The 15,979-nt window shown below is 74.2% G+C and carries 16 protein-coding genes; 6 read left to right on the top strand and 10 right to left on the bottom strand.

Translation table 11 applies throughout. From position 1 onward, the window contains the following. Nucleotides 1-40: 40 nt before the first annotated feature. Nucleotides 41-1,327, top strand: a complete 1,287-nt coding sequence (locus ACZ3IG_RS10505) for a D-alanyl-D-alanine carboxypeptidase family protein (protein ID WP_467430790.1) — start codon at nucleotides 41-43, stop codon at nucleotides 1,325-1,327. Here ACZ3IG_RS10505 and ACZ3IG_RS10500 read toward each other — a convergent pair. Genes ACZ3IG_RS10500 through ACZ3IG_RS10485 form a run of 4 tightly spaced genes read right to left on the bottom strand, consistent with a single transcriptional unit; the run spans nucleotide 1,275 to nucleotide 4,162 of the window. Next, nucleotides 1,275-2,192 carry a YihY/virulence factor BrkB family protein gene (locus tag ACZ3IG_RS10500; RefSeq protein ID WP_467430788.1) on the bottom strand — a complete coding sequence of 306 codons (918 nt, stop codon included), beginning with the start codon at nucleotides 2,190-2,192 and terminating at the stop codon, nucleotides 1,275-1,277. The genes ACZ3IG_RS10505 and ACZ3IG_RS10500 overlap by 53 nt on opposite strands. Continuing rightward, on the bottom strand, nucleotides 2,180-2,698 hold the full coding sequence (locus ACZ3IG_RS10495) for a GtrA family protein (protein WP_467430787.1): 519 nt from the start codon (nucleotides 2,696-2,698) through the stop codon (nucleotides 2,180-2,182). The genes ACZ3IG_RS10500 and ACZ3IG_RS10495 overlap by 13 nt, the downstream gene beginning before the upstream one ends. Further along, the gene (locus tag ACZ3IG_RS10490) at nucleotides 2,695-3,645 is read right to left on the bottom strand and encodes a decaprenyl-phosphate phosphoribosyltransferase (protein WP_467430784.1); all 951 of its coding nucleotides are present in this window, start codon (nucleotides 3,643-3,645) and stop codon (nucleotides 2,695-2,697) included. Before ACZ3IG_RS10490 ends, ACZ3IG_RS10495 begins: the two co-directional genes overlap by 4 nt. Further along, nucleotides 3,638-4,162, bottom strand: a complete 525-nt coding sequence (locus ACZ3IG_RS10485) for a phosphatase PAP2 family protein (RefSeq protein ID WP_467430783.1) — start codon at nucleotides 4,160-4,162, stop codon at nucleotides 3,638-3,640. The genes ACZ3IG_RS10490 and ACZ3IG_RS10485 overlap by 8 nt, the downstream gene beginning before the upstream one ends. Nucleotides 4,163-4,306: 144 nt before the next feature. Here ACZ3IG_RS10485 and ACZ3IG_RS10480 point away from each other — a divergent pair, with 144 nt between their 5' ends. Together ACZ3IG_RS10480 and ACZ3IG_RS10475 are read left to right on the top strand one after the other, a co-directional pair. Beyond that, nucleotides 4,307-5,662, top strand: coding sequence for an FAD-binding oxidoreductase (locus ACZ3IG_RS10480; protein ID WP_467430781.1), 1,356 nt, complete (start codon nucleotides 4,307-4,309; stop codon nucleotides 5,660-5,662). Nucleotides 5,663-5,671: 9 nt separating this feature from the next. After that, a complete protein-coding gene (locus tag ACZ3IG_RS10475) occupies nucleotides 5,672-6,427 on the top strand; it encodes a decaprenylphospho-beta-D-erythro-pentofuranosid-2-ulose 2-reductase (protein ID WP_467430779.1) in 756 nt (251 codons plus the stop codon). Nucleotides 6,428-6,447: 20 nt separating this feature from the next. Here ACZ3IG_RS10475 and ACZ3IG_RS10470 read toward each other — a convergent pair whose 3' ends face one another. The 5 genes from ACZ3IG_RS10470 to ACZ3IG_RS10450 all read right to left on the bottom strand — a co-directional run bounded on the left by ACZ3IG_RS10470 (nucleotide 6,448) and on the right by ACZ3IG_RS10450 (nucleotide 12,760). Next, the gene (locus tag ACZ3IG_RS10470) at nucleotides 6,448-8,634 is read right to left on the bottom strand and encodes a serine/threonine-protein kinase (protein WP_467430776.1); all 2,187 of its coding nucleotides are present in this window, start codon (nucleotides 8,632-8,634) and stop codon (nucleotides 6,448-6,450) included. Between the two features lie 53 nt (nucleotides 8,635-8,687). Then, the gene (locus tag ACZ3IG_RS10465) at nucleotides 8,688-9,269 is read right to left on the bottom strand and encodes a 2'-5' RNA ligase family protein (RefSeq protein ID WP_215172880.1); all 582 of its coding nucleotides are present in this window, start codon (nucleotides 9,267-9,269) and stop codon (nucleotides 8,688-8,690) included. Nucleotides 9,270-9,401: 132 nt separating this feature from the next. Further along, the gene (gene trpS / locus ACZ3IG_RS10460; protein WP_467430774.1) at nucleotides 9,402-10,415 is read right to left on the bottom strand and encodes a tryptophan--tRNA ligase; all 1,014 of its coding nucleotides are present in this window, start codon (nucleotides 10,413-10,415) and stop codon (nucleotides 9,402-9,404) included. Between the two features lie 101 nt (nucleotides 10,416-10,516). Next, the gene (locus ACZ3IG_RS10455; RefSeq protein ID WP_467430772.1) at nucleotides 10,517-11,971 is read right to left on the bottom strand and encodes a glycine hydroxymethyltransferase; all 1,455 of its coding nucleotides are present in this window, start codon (nucleotides 11,969-11,971) and stop codon (nucleotides 10,517-10,519) included. 213 nt (nucleotides 11,972-12,184) lie between these two features. Then, nucleotides 12,185-12,760, bottom strand: coding sequence for a TetR/AcrR family transcriptional regulator (locus ACZ3IG_RS10450; RefSeq protein ID WP_467430770.1), 576 nt, complete (start codon nucleotides 12,758-12,760; stop codon nucleotides 12,185-12,187). Between the two features lie 95 nt (nucleotides 12,761-12,855). Between ACZ3IG_RS10450 and ACZ3IG_RS10445 the strand changes: the two genes are divergently transcribed. Genes ACZ3IG_RS10445 through ACZ3IG_RS10435 form a run of 3 tightly spaced genes read left to right on the top strand, consistent with a single transcriptional unit; the run spans nucleotide 12,856 to nucleotide 14,755 of the window. Beyond that, nucleotides 12,856-13,782 (top strand): oxidoreductase, encoded by a 927-nt coding sequence (locus tag ACZ3IG_RS10445; protein WP_467430768.1) that lies wholly within the window; start codon nucleotides 12,856-12,858, stop codon nucleotides 13,780-13,782. Between the two features lie 23 nt (nucleotides 13,783-13,805). After that, entirely contained in the window at nucleotides 13,806-14,009 is a 204-nt protein-coding gene (locus ACZ3IG_RS10440) for a hypothetical protein (protein ID WP_467430767.1), read from the top strand. 41 nt (nucleotides 14,010-14,050) lie between these two features. Next, a complete protein-coding gene (locus tag ACZ3IG_RS10435; RefSeq protein ID WP_467430766.1) occupies nucleotides 14,051-14,755 on the top strand; it encodes an alpha/beta hydrolase fold domain-containing protein in 705 nt (234 codons plus the stop codon). 33 nt (nucleotides 14,756-14,788) lie between these two features. On the opposite strand, the gene ACZ3IG_RS10430 is transcribed toward ACZ3IG_RS10435, so the two are convergent. Continuing rightward, nucleotides 14,789-15,973 (bottom strand): glutathionylspermidine synthase family protein, encoded by a 1,185-nt coding sequence (locus ACZ3IG_RS10430; protein ID WP_467430764.1) that lies wholly within the window; start codon nucleotides 15,971-15,973, stop codon nucleotides 14,789-14,791. Nucleotides 15,974-15,979: the final 6 nt, after the last annotated feature.

Genomic DNA, 15,979 nt, shown 5'->3' with positions numbered 1-15,979 from the left:
GGGTGGGACGGCGCGGGGAACGGGCGGTACGTTCTCGACCGTGCCCGCACCCAAGAAGACCGTCCGGCGACCGCTGCTGGTCACTCCCGCCGTCCTGACCACCGTCTCGGCGCTCGCGCTGGCCGCACCGGCCGCGTACGCCGCGCCGAGCCCGGATTCCTCGGCGAGCCCGTCCGCCACGCCCCCGGCGAACATGTCGACCGTGGGCGGCGCCCGCCTCGGGCAGCCGGGGACGCAGGCCAATCTCGCCGACGGCGTGCCCGTGCTGCCCAAGGGCATCACCGCCCGCTCCTGGATCGTCTCCGACGCCGAGTCCGGCGAGGTCCTGGCCTCGCACAACGCCCACTGGCAGCTGGCCCCGGCGTCCACCCTGAAGATGCTGTTCGCCGACACGCTGCTGCCGCGGTTCCCGAAGACCACCGAGCACAAGGTCGCCCCCTCCGACCTGGAGGGCATCGGTTCCGGCTCCAGCATGGTCGGGATCAAGGAGAACGAGACGTACACCGTCCACGACCTGTGGCTCGGTGTCTTCCTGCGCTCCGGCAACGACGCCGTGCACGTGCTGTCCGCGATGAACGGCGGCGTGGACCGGACGGTCGCCGACATGAACGAGCACGCCGAGGAGCTCCAGGCCCTCGACACCCACGTGGTCAGCCCGGACGGGTACGACGCCCCCGGGCAGGTCTCCTCCGCGTACGACCTGACCCTGTTCGCCCGCTCCGGGCTGCAGAAGGCGGACTTCCGCGAGTACTGCTCGACGGTCAGCGCGAAGTTCCCGGGCGAGACGACGAAGAACAAGAAGGGCAAGACGGTCCGCGAGTCCTTCGAGATACAGAACACCAACCGGCTGCTGACCGGCGACTACGACATGGAGCAGTACGAGGGCATCGCCGGCGTCAAGAACGGCAACACCACCAACGCGGGCGCCACCTTCACCGGGGTCGCCGAACGCGACGGCAAGGTGCTGCTGGTCACGGTCATGAACCCGGAGAAGAACGACCACAACGAGGTCTACAAGGAGACCGCCGAGCTGTTCGACTGGGGGTTCGAGGCGGCCGGCAAGGTCGAGCCGGTGGGCGAGCTGGTGGCCCCGAGGGGCGCCGGGTCGAGCGCCTCCCCGGCGACGGGCGGGGGTGAGGCCGGGGGCAGCGGTGACGCGGCCACGGGTACCACGCCCGTCGGTGCCGCCGCGGCGGGCGGCTCCGGCGGCGCCGGGACGGCGCTGGCGGTCACCGGCGGGGTGCTGGTGCTGCTCGCGGGCGCCGTGTTCCTGGTCAACCGCCGGTGGCCGCTGCCGGACCTGGTGCGTCGCCGGACCCGTCCGTGACGCCGGCGGGTTCGGTCTCCTTGCCGCCCGTCGCCGTCCAGGAGGCGCAGAACAGGACCAGCTTCGAGGTGAAGTTGATCCACAGCAGCAGGGCGACGGGCACGCCGAACGCGCCGTACACGCTCTTCGCGGCCACGCCCCGCACATAGCCGCTCAGCAGCAGCTTGAGCAGTTCGAAGCCGACCGCGCCGATCAGCGCCGCCACCAGCAGCCGGCGGCGCTCGGGCTCGGCGCCGGGCAGCAGGGTGAGGACGTAGAGCAGCACCAGGAAGTCGGCGAGTACGGCGACGGCGAACGCGGCGACGTGCAGCAGCACCCCGCCGACGCCGCCGTCGTCCATGCCCAGGTGCCGGACGAGCCGGCCGGCCAGCGTGGAGGCGACGGTGGAGAGGGCGAGGGTGACCAGCAGCGCGCCGCCGAAGCCGATCAGGACGCCGCCGTCCTTGGCCCGGCGCAGGAGGGGGTTGTCGTCCTCGTCGGGCAGTTCCCACACCGCCCGCAGACAGCCCCGGGTCGAGTCGACCCAGTTCATGCCGGTGAACAGCAGCAGGGCGCCGGCGATCAGCCCGACGGTGCCGGCGTTCGCCACCAGCCCCTCGATGTCCAGCTGGTCGCCGAGGCCGGGGAACTGGTCGGTGATCGCGTCCTGGACCTCCTTCTGCTGCCGCTCGCTGAGCGTGGCGGCGGTGATCGCGGCGCCCAGCGAGAGCAGCGGGAACAGCGCGACGAAGCTGCTGAAGGTCATGGCGGCGGCCAGCCGCGTCCACTTCACCCGGTCCAGGCGCTCGTACGACCGCCACGCGTGCGTGGCCATCAGCCGCGCCGCCCACGGGCCCACTACGGGAAGCTTTTTCAGCCAGTCCATGGTCCGTCTCCGCCCCTGGTCGGGAAAACCAGTGTCCTTGTGCCCCAGAAACGCAGCAGCGTGGCCAGTGCCATGCCGATTCCCGCGCCGGAGACGGTGTCGGCGCGCTGCGAGGTGAGGCCGAGGCCGTAGTGGCTGACGGCGAGGCAGAGGAGTTGTACGGCGGCCCCGGCGAGGTTCACCGCGAAGAAGACGGCGCAGGGGCGCGGGCCCCGGGGCCGGGTGTGCCGGTAGGTGAAGAGCGCGTTGCCGGCGTACGCCACCGAGCAGCCGGCGACGAAGGCGAGCGTCTTGGCGGTGAGCGGGCCGAGTCCGGCCGGTCCGCGCAGGCAGGTGAAGAGGGCGAGGTCGACGGCGTAGGCGAGCAGGCCGACGGAGGCGAAGCCGAGGAGTTCCCGGCGGGGGCCGGGCGCGCTCGCCGTGTCGCCCGGCCCGATCGCCGTGTCGCCCGGCCCGATCGCCGTGTCGCCCGGCCCGCGCGCCATGCCACCGTGCGCCGCGCTCACCAGTTGGCCACCGCGGCCCCGTACATCGCGGCCCAGACCACCCCGATGACGGCGAGCGCGCGGTCGCGCAGCACCACGTCCTCGGGTTCGCCGGCCGCGCCCCGGTCGGCGAAGACGGCGTAGCGGAGCACGGCGAGGACGAAGGCGACCACGGAGAGCTGGCGCCAGGGCAGCAGACCGGCGTGCGGGACGCCGCCCTCCTCCAGGGCCCACAGGCAGTAGCCGAGGACGGCGACCCCGGCCGCGAGCTGCCAGACGAAGCGCAGGTAGCCGACGGTGTACTCGGTGAGCAGCGCGCGGGTGGCGCCCGCCGCCCCGGCCATCTGCACGGCCTCGGAGTAGCGCTTGGCGGAGACCATGAACAGCGCGCCGAAACCGGTGGTGATCAGGAACCAGCGGGAGAGCGGGATGCCGAGCGCCAGTCCGCCGGTCACCGCGCGCATCAGGAAGCCGGTGGTGACGACGACGAGGTCGACGACGAGGATGTGCTTGAGGGTGACGCAGTACGCCAGTTGCATGCCGAGGTAGGCGGTCAGCACGGCGGCGACGGCGGGCGGGCAGAGCCAGAGCGCGGTGGCGGGCGCCAGGAGGGCGAGGGCGGTGCCGGCGGCGTAGGCGACGGGGACGGGGACCTGTCCGGCGGCGACCGGGCGGCGCCGTTTGACCGGGTGGGCGCGGTCGGCGTCGGCGTCGCGGGCGTCGTTGACCAGGTAGACGGCGGCGGCGCAGGCGGTGAACAGGAGGAAGGTCAGGGGGAGCCGGGTCAGGGCGGGCGTGGTGAACAGTTCGCCGGCGGCGGCCGGGGCGGCGACGACCAGGACGTTCTTGACCCACTGCTTGGGGCGCGCGGTGCGGACCAGGCCGGTCAGCAGGCCGCCCGCGCCGGGCGGTGGTGCCGGGGGCCGCTCGGGGGTGCGCCGGCGCGGGACGGCGGTGGTGTCAGCCACGGGCGGCGCCTCCCCGCATCCAGTCGGCGCCGAGGCGGGCCGTGAGGGCGCCCAGGGCGGCGCCGGCCGCCACGTCCGAGGGGTAGTGGACGCCGGTGACCAGCCGGGAGAGGCACACGGCGGCGGCCACCGGCCAGGCGGCGCGGACCCCGAGGGTGCCGAAGGCGACGGCGGCGGCCGCCGCGGAGGTGGCGTGCGAGCTGGGGAAGGAGTGCCGCCCCGCGGTGGCCACCAGGGGTCGCACATGCGCGGGGCGCGGACGGCGCACGACCCGTTTCACGCCCATGCTGGCCAGGTGCGCGCCCGCGGTGAGCGCGGTGCCGCGCAGCCAGGCGCCGCGCCGGGCGCCGTCCACGGCGGCCCCGGCGAGGCCCGCCGCCAGCCACAGCGCCCCGTGCTCCCCGACGAAGGACAGGGCGCGGGCGGCGCCCGCCACGCGCGGGTCGCCGCCGCACGCTCTGAGGGCGGAGACGATCCGGTGGTCCATGCCGTCGCGGTGGTCGAGGTGGTGGTCCATACGGACTCACTGTTCATGCCGGTGGCGGCGGAACTCCGGCAAAACTCCGGAACTATTGAGCGACATCCCATTAATCACCCATTTCGGGGATAAACCGGAGGTTTCAGAATGGATGTTGGATAAAGGGGCGATACGGTCACCGGCATGTCTGCCGACACCGACTGGGCTCCCGTCACCGGCTGGGGCCGCACCGCCCCCACCGTCGCCCTCCTGGTCCGCCCCCGGACGTACGAGGAGGCGGCGCTCGCCGTCCGTGCCTGCGGCCGGCGCGGCGCCGTCGCCCGGGGCCTGGGCCGGGCGTACGGCGACGCGGCGCAGAACGCGGGCGGGGCCGTGCTGGACATGACCGGCCTGGACAAGATCCACGCCATCGATGTCGAGGGCGGCACCGTACTGTGCGACGCGGGCGTCTCCCTGCACCGGCTGATGGAGGTGCTGCTGCCGCTCGGCTGGTTCGTGCCGGTGACGCCGGGGACCCGCTACGTCACCGTCGGCGGGGCGATCGGCGCCGACATCCACGGCAAGAACCACCACGTCAGCGGCTCTTTCTCCCGGCACGTACGGTCGCTGGAGCTGCTCACCGCCGACGGGCGGGTGCGGACCGTCACGCCGGGCACGCCGCTGTTCGACGCGACCGCCGGCGGCATGGGCCTGACCGGCGTGATCCTCACCGCGACGGTCCGCCTGCACCGCGTCGGCTCCTCGTGGATGTCGGTCGACACCGAGCGCGCCGCCGACCTGGACGACCTGCTGGCCCGGCTGACCGCGACCGACCACCGCTACCGGTACTCCGTCGCCTGGATCGACCTGCTCGCCCGCGGTGCCGCGACCGGCCGCGCGGTCCTCACCCGCGGCGACCACGCCCCGCCCCACGCCCTGCCGCGCCGCGCCCGCCGGGACCCCCTCGCGTTCCGCACCGCCCGCCTCCCGGCCGCCCCCGCGTACGTTCCGGAGGGGCTGCTGACCCGGTCCACCGTCGGCCTCTTCAACGAAGCCTGGTTCCGCAAGGCCCCCCGCGCCCGCACCGGCCGGCTCCAGCGCATCCCGTCCTTCTTCCATCCCCTGGACGGCGTCCCGCACTGGAACCGGATCTACGGCCGCGGCGGCTTCGTCCAGTACCAGTTCGCCGTCGGCCACGGCCAGGAGGAGGCCCTGCGCCGCATCGTGCACCGCATCCGCGCGCACCGCTGTCCGTCGTTCCTGGCCGTCCTCAAGCGCTTCGGGGACGCCGACCCGGGCTGGCTGTCCTTCCCGGTGCCCGGCTGGACGCTGGCCCTGGACATCCCGGCCCGCCTGCCCGGCCTCGGCGCCCTCCTCGACGCGCTGGACGAGGAGGTGGCGGGGGCGGGCGGCCGGGTCTACCTCGCCAAGGACTCCCGGCTGCGGCCCGAACTGCTGGCCGCGATGTACCCGCGCCTCGACGACTTCCGCGCGCTGCGCGCGGAGCTGGACCCGCGCGGGGTGTTCGTCTCCGACCTCTCCCGCCGCCTCGACCTCTAGGAGACCGCCATGAAGGACGCCTTCGGCCTGCCCCAGTCCCTCCTCGTCCTCGGCGGTACGTCCGAGATCGCGCTGGCCACCGCCCGCCGCCTGGTGGCCCGCCGCACCCGCACGGTCTGGCTGGCGGGGCGCCCCTCCCCCGCCCTCGACGAGGCCGCCGAGCGGCTGCGGGGGCTCGGCGCCGAGGTGCGCACGGTCGCCTTCGACGCCCTCGACCCCGAGTCGCACGAGGAGGTGCTGGGGAAGGTCTTCGCCGAGGGCGACATCGACCTGGTGCTGCTCGCCTTCGGCGTCCTGGGCGACCAGGCGCACGACGAGCGGGAGCCGGTGAGCGCCGTGCGGGTCGCGCAGACCAACTACACGGGCGCCGTCTCCGCCGGCCTGGTGTGCGCCGCCGCGCTCCAGGACCAGGGCCACGGCTCCCTGGTCGTCCTCTCCTCCGTCGCCGGGGAGCGGGCCCGCCGCGCCAACTTCATCTACGGCTCCAGCAAGGCCGGCCTGGACGCCTTCGCGCAGGGCCTGGGCGACGCGCTGCACGGCACCGGCGTGCACGTCATGGTCGTACGCCCCGGGTTCGTGCGGTCGAAGATGACCGCCGGTCTGGAGGAGGCGCCGCTGGCGACGACGCCCGAGGCGGTCGCGACCGCCATCGAGCTGGGCCTGAGGCGCCGCTCGGAGACGGTGTGGGTGCCCGGCGCGCTCCGGGTCGTGATGTCGGCCCTGCGCCATCTGCCCCGCACGGTGTTCCGGCGGCTGCCGGTGTAGGGCTCCGGCCCGCTGTGCCGCTACCCGCCGTCCGGTGACAGGCCGGGGACGTGACAGGCCCGTACGCCGCCGGGGCCGCGCAGGTAGAGCAGGTCGCCGCAGGTCCAGTGCGGCTGGGTGTCGCCGGCCGCGGGCTCGTGGACCGACTCCGCGGACCACACCTCGTGACCGTCCGCCGGCCGTACCGCGCGCAGTCGCGACCGGTCGTAGAGGAACAGCAGACCGCCGTGCCGCTCCGGTGTGAACTCCGGGGCGCCCGCGCTCCGTCCGGCCTCCGCCCGCCACAGCAGCTCGCCGCGGGCCGTGTCACGGGCGAACGCCACCCCGCCGGCCACGGCCCACAGCACACCGTCCACGGCTCCGGTGTACGTGTGGGACAGCGTGTCGCGGTCGCCGTACGCCGGCGCCGACCACAGCAGCCGGCCGGTGCGCGCGGCGAAGGCCCACATGCCCTTGGCCGTCACCACGGCGGCCACGTCCCGGTCGGGATCGACGCTCACCGCGCCGTCGGCTCCCCGGGGTCTGCGGCTGCGCCACAGGACGGTGCCGGTGACACCGTCCCGGCAGGCCAGCCCCCAGCGGGGCCGCCAGGTGAAGACGCGCTCGCCGAGGGAGGCGGAGGCCTCCGCCCGCTCCCGCCAGCGGTCGCCCGCGTCGGTGGCCAGCCCCACTGACTCCAGGTGCCGGTAGCCCTGGACGAACAGCCGGTGGTGGGCCGCCCAGAGGGTCGTGCCCCAGAGCGTGGTGCCCGGGTCGTTGCTCATCAGGGGCGTCATGACCGGCTCGCCGGTGGCCGGGTCCAGCAGGTAGACGTGCTCCCAGGTCGCCACCGAGTGGTCGGGCGTCTCGGGGGCGGGGTCGCGCACGGTGTGGCGCAGGGCGACCCAGTGCCGCGGTGTGCCGGTGACGAACAGCCGGGCGCCCAGGGACACGCCGGACGCCTCCTTCTCCTGGCGGGTCCACCGGCAGGCCCCGTCCGCCACCCGGTGGCCGCTGATCCGGCCGTCGGCGTCGGCGACCACGAAGACGTCCCCGGCCGCCACGGGGCCCGCGGCCAGGCCGCTCCAGCCGGTCGGGACGCTCCAGCGCACGGTGCCGGCGGCCGCGTCCAGCCCGTACAGCCGGCCGCCGGCCGCGACGCACACCACGCCGGTCCCGTCCCCGGTGTACGCGAGGGCCGGGCCGCGCAGCGGGACCCACTCCGTGCCCGCGCGCTCGGGCGCCGTCCACTCCCACGGCCGGGGCCGTACGGCCGCTCCCCGTGCTTCCTGCCCGGCGGACGCCACCGCCGCCGAGGCCACCGCCGTCGCCGCCTGCGACTCGGCGCCCGCGAGGAGGTCCTGGACGGCGGGGGCCAGCAACCCGGCGAAGGGGCGCGGCGGCCCGGCCCGGCCGGCCCGCTCGGCGCACAGCGCCGCCAGGTCGGACAGGGCGGGGCGGGCGGCGGGGTCGAGGGCGAGTCCGGCCTCGGCCAGGGCGGCGAAGGGCGCGTCGAGGCCGTCCGGGAGGTCGGGCGGTTCGTGCAGGACGTGGGCGATGTACTCGACCAGCGTGCCGCCGCGGAACGGGCTCCGGCCGCCGGCCGCGTACACCAGGAGGCAGGTCAGCGCGAACACGTCCGCCGCCGGGCCGACGTCGCGCATGCCCCGTAACTGCTCGGGGGCGGCGTAGCCCGGGGTGCCCGCCGCCTCGTGGGTGACGGTGAGGCGGGTGGCGTCGGCGAGGGAGGCGATGCCGAAGTCGATGACCCGGGGGCCGTCCTCGGCCAGGAGCACGTTGGACGGCTTGAGGTCGCGGTGCACGAGCCCGGCGCCGTGCAGGGTGGCCAGTGCCTCGCAGAGCCCGGCGCCGAGCCGCCAGACGGCGTCGGGGGCGAGCGGGCCGCCGCGGGCGACGACCGTGCCGAGGTCGGGCCCGGCCACGTACTCGGTGGCGAACCAGGGCAGCGGCGCGGCGGGGTCCGCGGCCACGAGCGAGGCGGTGAAGAACCCTCCGGCCCGGCGCAGCGCCTCCACCTCGCGGCGGAACCGGGCCCGGAAGCCGTCGTGGTCGGCGATGTGCCGGTGCACCGTCTTCACCGCGACCCTGCGGCCGCCCGCGGTGAGCCCCAGGTAGACCGTGCCGAAACCGCCCGCGCCGAGCCGGCCCAGCAGGCGGAAGTCCCCCACCGTGACCGGGTCGTCGGATCTGAGCCCAGTGACCCCCACCCCTCGTGCCCTCCCCCATGCCCATGAGTGCCTGTGCGCCCGGGCCGCGGCGGTCAGCGGGCGGGCAGGCCGCCCCGGGCGCGCGGGGCACCGGGCTGTGGGGGTACGACGGTACCGCCGAACACGTACTCGTGCAGCTTGCGCCAGACGCCGTCGGTGCCCTGCTCGTAGAGGGCGAAGCCGGTGCAGGGCCACTCGGCCGCGTAGTCGGCCAGCTCCTCGAAGGCGCGGTCCATGGCCGCCTCCTCGATGCCGTGCGCCACGGTGACGTGCGGGTGGTACGGGAACTGCAGCTCGCGGGCGACCGGCCCGGACGCGTCACGGACCTGCTTCTGCAGCCAGGAGCAGGCCTCCGCGCCCTCCACCACCTGGACGTAGACGACCGGGGAGAGGGGGCGGAAGGTGCCGGTGCCGGACAGCCGCATCGGGAAGGGCCGCCCGGCGGCGGCGACCTCCGCGAGGTGCGCCTCGATCGCGGGCAGCGTCGCGGCGTCGACCTCCGTCGGCGGCAGCAGGGTGACGTGCGTGGGGATGCCGTGAGCGGCGGCGTCGCCGAAGCCCGCGCGCAGCTGTTGCAGCCGGCTGCCGTGCGGCTCCGGGACCGCGATCGACACGCCGATCGTTACGGTCCCCACGTCGTCTCCTGTTCTGACCTGTCGTCGTTCCGGAAGCGGCCGCCGGTGCGGCCACCTGTTCATCGACTGTACGGCCACGGCCCGGCAGCGGGCAGGCGCAACCGGGGTGATGTGCGGCGCTCGGGGTGGCTCTCAGTGCTTGGCGGGCAGGAAGCCCACGCGGTCGTACGCCTGGGAGAGGGTCTCCGCCGCGACCGCCCGCGCCTTCTCCGCGCCCTTGGCCAGGACCGAGTCCAGCGTCTCCGGGTCGTCCAGGTACTGCTGGGTGCGCTCCCGGAACGGCGTCACGAAGTCGACCATGATCTCGGCGAGGTCGGTCTTGAGCGCGCCGTAGCCCTTGCCCGCGTACTTCTCCTCCAGCTCTCCGATGCCCGCTCCGGTGAGGGTGGAGTAGATGGTGAGGAGGTTGCTGACGCCGGGCTTGTTCTCGGCGTCGTAGACGATGACCGTGTCGGTGTCGGTGACCGCGCTCCTGACCTTCTTGGCGGTGGTCTTCGGCTCGTCCAGCAGGTTGACCAGGCCCTTGGGCGTGGAGGCGGACTTGCTCATCTTGACCGTCGGGTCCTGGAGATCGTAGATCTTCGCCGTCTCCCTGAGGATGTACGGCTTGGGGACGGTGAAGGTCTCGCCGAAGCGGCCGTTGAAGCGCTCGGCGAGGTCGCGGGTCAGCTCGATGTGCTGGCGCTGGTCCTCGCCGACCGGCACCTCGTGCGCCTGGTAGAGGAGGATGTCGGCGACCTGGAGGACCGGGTAGGTGAACAGGCCGACGGAGGCGCGGTCGGCGCCCTGCTTGGCGGACTTGTCCTTGAACTGGGTCATCCGGGACGCCTCGCCGAAGCCGGTGAGGCAGTTCATGACCCAGGCGAGCTGGGCGTGCTCGGGGACGTGGCTCTGGACGAAGAGGGTGCAGCGGTCCGGGTCGAGGCCGGCCGCGAGGAGCTGGGCGGCGGCCAGGCGGGTGTTGGCCCGCAGCTCCTCCGGGTCCTGCGGGACCGTGATCGCGTGCAGGTCGACGACCATGTAGAACGCGTCGTGGGTGTCCTGGAGGGCCACCCATTGGCGGACCGCGCCCAGGTAGTTGCCGAGGTGGAACGAGCCTGCGGTGGGCTGGATTCCGGAGAGCACACGAGCTCGGTCATTCGCCATGCCCACCATTGTCTCAGAGGGTCATGGATGGTTTCGGCGGGCGGGGAACCGCGCGACCGCCGTGGCCGGTCGCGCGGTCGCCCGCCCCGATTCGGGGCCCCTCAGCCGAGGTCGATCTCCGGGTACAGGGGGAACCCGGCGACCAGGTCGGTGGCGCGGCGGGAGATCTCGTCGGAGATCTTGGCGTCCAGGACGTGGGAGGCCTTGGAGGGGGCGCCGGACTTGGTGGTGCCGGGCTCGGCGGCGGTCAGGACGCGGTCGATCAGGCCCGCGACCTCGTCCATCTCGGCGGTGCCCAGGCCACGGGTGGTCAGAGCGGGGGTGCCGATGCGGATGCCGGAGGTGTACCAGGCGCCGTTGGGGTCGGCGGGGATGGCGTTGCGGTTGGTGACGATGCCGGAGTCGAGCAGGGCGGCCTCGGCCTGGCGGCCGGTGAGCCCGTAGGAGGAGGCGACGTCGATCAGGTTGAGGTGGTTGTCGGTGCCGCCGGTGACCAGGGTGGCGCCGCGCTTCATCAGTCCCTCGGCGAGCGCGCGGGAGTTGTCGACGATGCGCTGGGCGTAGTCCCGGAAGGCGGGCTGCCGGGCCTCGGCGAGGGCGACGGCCTTGGCGGCCATGACGTGCGGCAGCGGGCCGCCGAGGACCATCGGGCAGCCCCGGTCGACCTGGTCCTTGAGCGAGTCGTCGCACAGCACCATGCCGCCGCGCGGACCGCGCAGCGACTTGTGCGTGGTCGTCGTCACGATCTGGGCGTGCGGGACCGGGTCGAAGTCGCCGGTGAGGACCTTGCCCGCGACGAGACCGGCGAAGTGCGCCATGTCGACCATGAGCGTGGCGCCGACCTCGTCGGCGATCTCGCGCATGATCCGGAAGTTCACCAGGCGCGGGTACGCGGAGTACCCCGCGACGATGATCAGCGGCTTGAACTCGCGGGCGGAGGCGCGCAGGGCCTCGTAGTCGATGAGTCCGGTGGCGGGGTCGGTGCCGTAGGAGCGCTGGTCGAACATCTTGCCGGAGATGTTCGGGCGGAAGCCGTGGGTGAGGTGGCCGCCGGCGTCCAGGGACATGCCGAGCATCCGCTGGTTGCCGAAGGCGCGGCGCAGCTCGGCCCAGTCCTCGTCGGTGAGGTCGTTGATCTGGCGGACGCCGGTCCGCTCCAGGAACGGGACCTCGACGCGGGCGCCGAGGACGGCCCAGAAGGCGACCAGGTTGGCGTCGATGCCGGAGTGCGGCTGGACGTAGGCGTGCCGGGCGCCGAACAGCTCGCGGGCGTGCTCGGCGGCGAGCGACTCGACGGTGTCGACGTTGCGGCAGCCGGCGTAGAAGCGGCGGCCCACGGTGCCCTCGGCGTACTTGTCGCTGAACCAGTTGCCCATCGCGAGGAGCGTGGCCGGGGAGGCGTAGTTCTCCGAGGCGATCAGCTTGAGCATCTCGCGCTGGTCGGCCACCTCCTGCCCGATGGCGTCGGCGACGCGCGGCTCGACGGCACGGATCACGTCGAGGGCGGCGCGGTAGGCGGCGGACTCGGTGGAGAGGGGCTGCTGCTCGGCTGACATGGGGACCTCCGGACGTCGACAATCAGCGTTCACGGTACGGGGCCCAGGCGCACGGCACTGTCCGGGCCCCGGGTCGCGGGGTCCGGGGGCCGCTTCCCGATGGTCGGTCCCATCCCAGCGCGCCAGTCACGGCCCGGGGGCCAGATTACCCGGGGGACGGTAATGCGGACGTCAAGCGTCCATCATGCGGGCCGGGCGGCATGACGTGCGCGGTCAGCGCTCGGCGGGGCGGTCCGGGGTGACCAGGCGGCGTACGGCGTCGGTGATCGTCGCGCGCTGCCGTGCGGGCGGGACCAGGGAGTTGACGTCCTCGGTGTGGTGCTGCCACATGTTCGCGAGCGTCAGGACGAGCGCCAGGATCTCCGCGGCGGGCTTGTCCCGCCGGACGGTGCCGCGCCGCTGGGCGGCCTCGACCGCGGCGGTCTTGTCCCGCATCGAGCGGGCCACGGCGTCGGACGCCGGCCGTTCGGCGCTTTCCAGCGCGTACCAGGTGAGGAAGCGCATGACCTGGGGGTGCGCCTGCCCGGCGTCGTACAGGCGGCCGGCGTATTCGGGCAGGTCGTCGGCGTCGAGGGGGACCGCGTTCACGGTCTGCTCGGCGATCGCCTCGTAGACGGCCTGGAACAGGCCCTCCTTGCCGGCGGCGAAGGAGTACACCAGGCCGGGGCTGATCCCCGCACGCCTGGCGAGCCGGTCCACGCGGGCTCCGGCCACACCGAACTCGGCGAACTCGGCGAGGGCCGCCTCCATCAGCTGCTGACGCTTGCGGTCGGGGTCGCGTGTTGCCATGCCGCCAACCTTGCTTACTGAACGTTCATTTTACAACTCGGGCCGGGTTCCCCATACTGGGGCCGAAGTAAATGAACATTCATTTAGGAAGTGACATGGTCGATTCACACTGGTCCCCGGCCGACATCCCCGGCCTCGAAGGCCGTACCGCGCTGATCACCGGCGCCAACAGCGGCATCGGCTTCCGCACCGCGCAGGTGCTGGCGGAGCGCGGCGCCCGCGTCCTGCTCGCGGGCCGGCGACCCGACTCCCTGGCGGATGCCGCCCGCCGCCTGCGCGCGGAGGTGCCCGGCGCCCGCCTGGAGACGGTGGAACTCGACCTCGCCAGCCTCGCCTCGATCCGCGAGGCCGCCGCCCCGCTCGCCGCGGCCGGGACCCTCGACCTGCTCATCAACAACGCCGGTGTGATGAGCGTCCCGGAGCGCCGGCTGACCCGCGACGGCCTGGAACTCACGGTGGGCACCAACCACCTCGGCCATTTCGCGCTGACCGCGTACCTGATGCCCGCCCTGCGGCGCTCCGCGGCCGCCCGGGTCGTCACGGTCAGCGCCGTCGCCGCCGCCTGGCGCTCCGGCGACCTCACGGATCTGATGAGCGAGCGCGGCTACCGCCCGATGAGCGCGTACGCGAAGTCCAAGCGCGCCAACGTCGTCTTCACCCGGGAACTCGCCCGCCGCCTCGCCGGCGGCCCGCACCGCGCCGTGGTCGTCCATCCGGGCTCGGCCGTCACCAACCTCCAGCGCCACACCTCCACCAGCCGGACGGGGCGGCTGTTCGTGGCCCTCGCCTCCCGCACGCTGATGGGCTCCCCCGACGGCGCGGCCTGGCCGTCCCTGTACGCCGCGACCCACCCCGAGGCCGTCAACGGGGCCTACCTGGGCCCGGCCGGACGCGATCAGACCTCCGGCACGCCGAGGCCGGTCCGGCTGCCCGCCGGGGCCGACGACCCCGGCGTGGGGGCCCGGCTGTGGCGCGAGAGCGAACGGCTGACCGGCGTCACCTTCCCGGTCCCGCAGACCTGACCGTGCCGGCCAGGAGAGAGCCCGTGACCAGCTCCGACGGATTCGTCCCGAACCCCGACGCGGCCGAGCCGGCCGCCGCCGGCCGACGGATCGCCACGATGACGCGGTACCCCGATCTCACCACCCCCGAGGGCCTGGCAGCGGTACGCGCGACCGGCTTCTCGCCCGCGGCCGCCCGAGCCGTCCCGTCAGCGAGCGGACGGTCCCCGGCCCCGGCGGGGAGCTGACGCCGCGGATCATCCGGCCCGAGGGGCCGCCCGAGGCCGTCATGATCGGCATGCACGGCGGCGGCTGGTGCGCCGGCACCCCGGCCGAGGACGACTGGCTCAACGACTACTACGCCGGCCGCTCCCGCATCGCGACCGTCGGCATCGGCTACCGGCTCGCCCCCGAGCACCCCATGCCCGCGGCGGTCGACGACTGCCTGGCCGGCGTCCTGTGGGTCGCCGAGCACGCCGCCGCGGAGTCCGGCACCGAACGCCTCCTGCCGCACGGCGCCTCGGCCGGCGCGCACCTGGCCGCGGCGACCCTGCTGCGGCTGCGCGACACGCACCCCCGGGTGGCCGCCCGGATCGCCGCGGCCGGCCTGCTCCACGGCGCGTACGACCTGAGCGGCACCCCCAGCCGGCGCCTCGCCGACGACCGCACCCTCGTCCTGCCCGCCCACTGGATCCGCGGCTTCGCCGCCAACGCCTTCCCGGGCCTCGACGCCGAGCGGCCGCGCGACCCGGCCCTCTCACCGCTCCACGCACAGCTCGACGGCCTGCCGCCGGCCCTGTTCACCGTCGGCTCCCTCGACCCGCTCCTGGACGACAGCCTGTTCATGGCCGCCCGCTGGCGGGCCGCGGGCAACCACGCGGACCTCGACGTCTGGCCCGGCGGCGTCCACGGCTTCAACACCCTGGCCCCCCGCACCGGCCGCGCCGTCGCCGCACGCGTCTCGTCCTGGTTCAGCGCCCGCCTGGCCTCCTGACCCGCTCCCGTTCCGCCCGCCGCCCGCGGGTGCCTAGAGGATCACGTGGGGCAGGAAGCGCGCGTACTCGTCCGTCACCAGGCCCGACGACTCCCGGATGCCCAGGCCCGCCGACGCGTCCTCGACCACCCAGGCGCCCAGCACGACGTGGTTGCCGTCGAAGTCGGGGAGCGGGGCGAGGGCCTGGTAGCAGCAGGGTTCGTCGCGGAGGACGGCCGGGCTGCCGGGCTCGTGGACCGTGACGCCGGCGCCCTCGCGGCCGAGGAGGGGCTTGGCGACCCAGCCGGGGCCCTCGGCCAGTTCGCGGGGGCCGTCGAGGTAGGCCGGGAGGAGGTTGGGGTGGCCGGGGTACAGCTCCCAGAGGACGGCGAGCAGCGCCTTGTTGCTGAGCAGCATCTTCCAGGCGGGCTCGATCCACAGGGTGGTGCCGGTGCCGCCGCCGTTGTCGAGGGTGTCGAGGACGTGGCCGGCGAAGCGGTCGGTGGTGAGCCACTCCCAGGGGTAGAGCTTGAAGCAGCTGCGGATGAAGCGGAGCCTGGTGTCGACGAAGCGGCCGGAGAGGCGGTCCCAGCCGATCTCCTCCATGGAGAGCGACTCGGTCCTCAGGCCGGCCTGTTCGGCGGTCTCCTGGAGGTAGGCGACCGTCATCAGGTCCTCACCGAGTTCGTCGGCGGTGGAGTGCGCGAAGTACAGGGGGCTGCCGGGCGGGAGCAGGGCGGCCTGTTTCCTCCAGGCGTCGATCAGGCGCTCGTGGAGGGAGTTCCACTGGTCGGCGCCGGGGAAGCGCTCCTCCATCCAGAACCACTGCGGGGAGGCCGCCTCGACGAGGGAGGTCGGGGTGTCGGCGTTGTACTCCAGCAGCTTCGCCGGTCCCGAGCCGTCGTAGCGCAGGTCGAAGCGGGCGTAGACGGAGGGGAGTTCGGCGCGGCGCCGCCAGGATTCGGCGACGGCCCCGGCCACGCGGGGGTCGGTGATGCCGAGGTCGGCGAAGCGGCCGGTGGTGACGATGTGCTCGGCGGCGGCCAGGCACATGCGGTGCAGTTCCTCGACGACTTCTTCCAGCGCCTCGACCTCGGGGAGGGAGAACACGTAGTAGGCGCTCTCGTCCCAGTAGGGGCGCAGGGAGCCGTCGGGGTAGCGGGTGAGGGGGTAGACGAGCCCCTGTTCCTCGACGGTCCGCTGCCAGCCGGGGCGGGGCTCGGTGGTGCGGCGCTCCACGGCCGC

The organism is Streptomyces sp. NPDC016677, assembly GCF_055562815.1.
This window is presented reverse-complemented; position numbering and strand designations above follow the sequence as displayed.